This is a genomic window from Sphingobacterium sp. SGL-16, from assembly GCF_011043515.1.
GTDB classification, from domain to species: Bacteria; Bacteroidota; Bacteroidia; order Sphingobacteriales; family Sphingobacteriaceae; genus Sphingobacterium; species Sphingobacterium litopenaei.
Genome location: NZ_JAAKGQ010000087.1, coordinates 1 through 5,655, shown reverse-complemented (window position 1 = coordinate 5,655; position 5,655 = coordinate 1). Strand labels below are relative to the sequence as shown.

The 5,655-nt window shown below is 36.0% G+C and carries 3 protein-coding genes and 1 tRNA gene; 1 reads left to right on the top strand and 3 read right to left on the bottom strand.

Annotated elements, in window-relative coordinates:
• From G5B32_RS16625 to purD, 3 genes are all read right to left on the bottom strand, one after another.
• Nucleotides 1-796, bottom strand: a 796-nt coding sequence (locus G5B32_RS16625) for a site-specific integrase (protein ID WP_206366944.1), incomplete at its 3' end; no start/stop codon positions are given.
• 248 nt (nt 797-1,044) lie between these two features.
• A tRNA-Glu gene (locus tag G5B32_RS16620) sits at nt 1,045-1,116 on the bottom strand.
• Between the two features lie 98 nt (nt 1,117-1,214).
• Nucleotides 1,215-2,489, bottom strand: a complete 1,275-nt coding sequence (gene purD / locus G5B32_RS16615) for a phosphoribosylamine--glycine ligase (protein ID WP_165292616.1) — start codon at nt 2,487-2,489, stop codon at nt 1,215-1,217.
• 105 nt (nt 2,490-2,594) lie between these two features.
• On the opposite strand from purD, the gene G5B32_RS16610 reads away from it, so the two are divergent.
• The gene (locus tag G5B32_RS16610; RefSeq protein ID WP_165292615.1) at nt 2,595-5,243 is read left to right on the top strand and encodes a TonB-dependent receptor plug domain-containing protein; all 2,649 of its coding nucleotides are present in this window, start codon (nt 2,595-2,597) and stop codon (nt 5,241-5,243) included.
• Nucleotides 5,244-5,655 lie beyond the last annotated feature (412 nt).

Sequence of the window (5,655 nt, the reverse complement as noted above, 5' to 3'; positions counted from 1 at the left end):
TTAATTTTGATACATCCGCATAGGAAAGTCCCGTATAACAGCAGAACACAAATATGTCCCTGACATTTTGGAGCCTTAGAATATTAAGCTTTTTGCTTTCGATTCGTGTTAGTTCGTTTCTGTTCAGATAGGATTTCTCCTTGGGCTTAGCATGTGTCTTATAAAACTTGAAAGGATTTGAGGTAATCCATTCATGAGCTAGACTTAGATTAATAATCTTTCTTAGATGCTTCATGTATTTGGCAGCCGAAATATCAGAGCATCCTTTTTCAGATCGAAGATAATATTCATAGCCTACCACAAAAGAATGGTCAATTTTATGAAGTTCAATATCTGCAGTTGAAAATTGCTTTGTAATATAGTTTTCTAAATGCGAATAGGTTGTCCTGTAACCCTTTAAGGTATTTTCCCGAAACCCATTACCCAGCAAAGATTCCATTTTATGATTATGATCTCTTAGAACCGACAATAATGTCCTTTGACTTTCTGTCTTTCCTGTAATTTTTGATTTAAGAAGTTCAATGGTAGGTATTTCTCCCATTTTCAAGATTTCAAGGTGGAGAGCAGCAACTTTCAGATTCAACATTTCCAGATAACTGTTTAAAGTCTTGACCTCCTCAGTATTTCCTTTAGATCGATTTGCTTTGGAATTCCATCGAATGGGTTCACAACTCTTTCCTGTGGAGATTTCACATACTGATCCATCGATCGTAATTCTCATGTAAATGGGCTTAGCTCCATTCACATAATTCTTTGGTTTCTTCAAGTAGAAGAGCAAGGAATAATTTGTACTCATGATTTAACATTTAAACGTGTAACAAAATTAGCCTTGCAGCAAAAACACATCAAGATGTCCATCTATAGAACGTGTTGTAAATCAGTGAATTGAATACGTTTCAGTGAGTACTTCAATCAAATTTAATGACTCACCGAATGACTCACTAAAAGTTTGCGAATTTCTGAACATTTTGACCTGCCGTAAAAACAAAAAAGCCTGCAAACGTTAAATTTGCAAGCTTTTGTATGTTTTGATCTTCGATTTAGTAGCCCGTAGGGGAATCGAACCCCTGTTTCAAGAATGAAAATCTTGCGTCCTAACCCCTAGACGAACGGGCCTTATCGGATTTGATGATGCAAATATAAGGGCATAATTTGCACCATCAAAATATTTTTTAGCAGTTTTTTATAAGCTGCTGATTTTGAAATTAATATTTTTAAATCAAATCAAAACCGATATCCGTACGGAAGTATTTTCCTTGGTAAAATATACGCCCAGCATCCGCTGTAGCCTGTTGTAGTGCGGAGAAAAGATCATCCTGAAGTGTTGTAACCGCGATTACACGACCACCAGCTGTTACTACTTCGCCATTTACTTCCTTAGTACCAGCATGGAATACGATAGATTCTTTTACGTTCTCGATATTGGAAATTACTTTTCCAGATTCGTAATCACCAGGATAGCCACCAGAAACTAACATCACTGTAACAGCTGTTTTAGGACTTACGGTGTAAGATCTCGAAGCTAAATCGCCTTTAGCAACACCTTCTAATAGATCTACTAAATCCGATTCAATACGAGGTAACACTGATTCTGTTTCTGGATCGCCCATACGTACATTGTATTCGATAACAAAAGGTTCGCTATCTACATTCATTAAACCGATGAAGATAAAACCTTTGTAAGGAATATTGTCTTTTTTCAACCCTTCTACCGTTGGTTTGATGATACGCTCTTCCACTTTAGACAAGAATTCTTCATTGGCAAAAGGAACAGGAGAGATAGATCCCATACCCCCAGTATTTAAACCAGTATCACCTTCGCCGATGCGTTTGTAATCTTTTGCAGAAGGAAGAACTTTGTATGATTCGCCGTCCGTAAGTACGAAAACGGATAATTCAATGCCTTTTAAGAACTCTTCGATAACAACCACGCTACTTGCTGCGCCAAATTTAGCATCAGCAATCATCGCTTTTAATTCCGCTTTGGCATCTTCTAATGTTTCACAAATTAAAACACCTTTACCAGCAGCTAGACCATCCGCTTTTAATACGATTGGAAGTTTTTGAGTTTCTAAGTAAGCTAGACCTTCTTCTAGATTGGATTGGTTGAAGGATTTGTATGCTGCGGTAGGAATATTATGTCTAAACATAAATTCTTTTGAAAAATCCTTAGATCCTTCTAATTGAGCTCCTAATTGTCGTGGGCCAATAACCGCGATATGTTTGATATCTTCTCTTCCTAAGAAGTAATCATGAATACCTTTAACTAAAGGTTCTTCAGGACCAACAAGAATGATTTCAATATTATTTTCTAAAGAAAAAGATGCAATTCCCTCGAAATCTGTAACTTTTAAGTTAACATTCTTTCCATATTGTTCAGTTCCAGCATTTCCTGGAGCGATAAAAAGATTAGTTAGTTTAGGGCTTTGCGCTATTTTATAAGCAAAGGCAGATTCACGACCGCCTGATCCAACGATTAAGATGTTCATACTACAAATATACAATCTCATAGGAGATTCTTAAATTTTATACAGCCTTAAACATCATTTTTGGAAAAAATGGAATATCTTTAGAAGACTAATTATCAATAAACTATGATGCGAAAGCTTTTAACAGCTGTTTTTATTTTGTTATGTACTACTACTCAAGGTCAGGATATTCAGCAATTTTTAGATAAACTCCAAGATTACAGCCTCCAAAATCCACAAGAGAAAGTTTATCTTCATACAGATAAACCGTCATATTCGGCAGGCGAAAATATATTTTTCAAATCCTATACCACTATAGGAATTACCAATCTTTTTTCGAGTTTAAGTGGAATATTATATGCAGAACTTATTTCTCCAGCTAATAATGTGGTGCAGCGTGTTACTATTTCGACCCCTATGGGAATAGGGATTGGTGATTTTACCTTATCAGATACGATTACAGAAGGAGTATATCGAATCCGAGCATACACCAATTGGATGAAAAATGCAGGGTCGGATTATTTTTTTGATAAGAAAGTTCCTATTTATAATGGTCGTACTGACAATGTGATTACACATACCACTTATGAAAAAAGAACGAACGATGTTTTATATAAAATCAACTTGAATAGTGTAACGGGATTGCCAATTTCAAAGAAGAGAATATCGTATACTATTACTGAAGGAGACAAGGTGGTAGAAAAGAAGTCACAAACTTCTTCAGAAAATGGGTCTATTGAGATTCCTATTAATAATAAATATGTAAATCCTATACTAAAACTTCGTTTTGAAAATATTGATAAGAACATTGTAAATAAGATTGTAAAAACTATTGATCCCAAAAAGCAGCCTGCGACTACATTATTTCCAGAAGGAGGGAAGCTCTTGAAGGATAAAATCAATACGATTGCAGCAAAAAGTATCAATAGTCAAGGTCTGGGTATTAGTTCCAAAATACTATTAAAGCAAGGTTCGGACACTATAGGCGTCTTCCAAACGAATGAACTAGGGATGGGTGCTATTTCTGTGTTTCTAAATAGTGGAGCTCCTTTAGAAGCTGAAGCAGAATATGCTGATGGAACAAAATCTGTTTTGCAGGTTCCTCGGATTCATGAAACAGGCTTTTCCATATTGGTAAACAATTTGAACGACAATAAGCTTTTTGCACAATTAAATGCAAGTGCCGACCAGCTAGATAATTCAGATGTATATTTTGTAGTACATCACTTAGCAGAAGTTTTGTTTGTGTCTAAGTCTAAATTAAATAAAGAGGAACTTGTTTTTACAGTTGAAAAATCGAAGTTACCTGACGGGGTGGTTACAATTAGTATACTGGATAGTAAATTCCAGCCTATTATAGAACGTCCTGTGTTTTGTCTGGGGCAGCGTAATTTGAATAGTCGTGTTTTATTGAATAAGTCAAGCTATCGAACGCGTGAGAAAGTGGAAGTCAATTTAGATATGGGCGAAGGGGATGATTCTCTGTTGATGGGTGCATATTCGGCATCGGTTATTGATTTAGGAAAAGTTAAGTTTCCCGAAAGAGCAGAAGCGCATATTCTCTCTTCACTCTTATTGAGCAATGATTTGAAAGGTTATATTGAAAATCCAAATTATTATTTCAATCAAGAAGGTAACGTAAAAAGTGTGGATTTGGATTATTTGATGTTGACACAAGGTTGGAGGAATATTGAATGGGAAAGTGTTGGACTGGAAGTGCTTCCAAAATTTAAACCTGAAAAGTCCCTTAAAATCTCTGGGTACACAAAAAAAATAGGTAGAAGCAAGCCTGAACCTAATGCAAAAGTGCAGTTGATTTCTACCCGAAATTATCTCGATTTTATTGATACGACTTCTAATGAAGAGGGGTACTTTGAATTTGATAATTTGCTATTCCCTGATAGTGTTAAATTTATTATTTCAGCACGAGACGCGGTCAAAGGCAAAAATAATATTGATATCACCTATGAATATGACAAAGAATTTCCCATCGATGAAAAAGTAGGTGCACTAGAGAGCGATTGGGATATTAATAGGCAATATTTGGATAATCTTAAATCATCGAAAGAATTTTTTGCGGAGTTAGAGCGAATGGGCTTAAAGGAAAAAGCCATACTCATTGATGAGGTCGTTGTTACGAGAAAGCAGTCCAAAGCTCCTGACTATTCTAGTAATCTGAATGGTCCTGGAAACGCAGACCAGATTTTAGGAGCCGATGATCTTTCCACTTGTCCGACTTTGGAAATGTGTTTAGCGGGTCGTTTGATGGGTGTTTATTTTCAAAATGGTGTACCTTATAATACACGGGGAAATCAACCTATGCAAATTGTCCTAGATGGTATGTATATTGAGTCAGAAAATATTTCCATGATTAATACTGCAGATGTAGAAAGTATAGAAGTGCTGCGAAATGTGAATTATACATCAATATATGGTTCTAATGGCGCGAATGGATTAATTGTTATTACCTCCAAAAGAGGATCTTCAGCATTGAACAATTATGTTCCGAAAGGAATACTAACAGTGCAGCCTCAAGGATTCCAAGTTATTAAGAACTTTTATAAGCCAGCGTATGATGTAGATGAGGCTAATAAATACAATTCAGACTTACGTTCCACTATACATTGGGAACCTGCAATAGTTACGAATGAACAAGGTAAAGCCTCGTTCGATTTCTTTACATCTGATTCAAAAGGCAAATATTTACTTATAATAGAAGGGATAGACCTTAAAGGGCGCTTGCTTAGAAAGGAAGTAGAGCTTGTTGTAGAATAATAAATGTTTTTATCCCCCAATGCTCCAGCGACTTAGCTTCCATATCAAAAATATTTTACCAAAACGCTTGGAAGTAGAGTAGAAACTTACCTATCTTTGCACCACTCCGCAAGGGAGGAATGCTGGTAACAGCAGTGAAATACGAGGTTAGAAGCGGTTTCAACTGAGAAATCAGGGAAAACCATAAGCCATCCCTGACGGGAGGTAAACAAAAAAAACTTCAAATAAAATTTGCGGTTTAAAATAAAGTTTCTACCTTTGCAGTCCCGACGGAAACGAAGGGAAAACAAAATAAGATAAGTACAGCAGCAATGCTCGGAATATAAGAAGAAGCGCGATGCGGATTCGATAAAAGTTCTTTAAGAAAATGATCATGTAGCGTAACGAGTAGTTTGAGAAACAACGAAAGTTA

Bases quoted from the DNA above. Each gene is read 5' to 3' on its own strand.
- purD (WP_165292616.1), bottom strand. From the start codon at position 2,489: ATGAACATCTTAATCGTTGGATCAGGCGGTCGTGAATCTGCCTTTGCT.
- G5B32_RS16610 (WP_165292615.1), top strand. From the start codon at position 2,595: ATGATGCGAAAGCTTTTAACAGCTGTTTTTATTTTGTTATGTACTACT.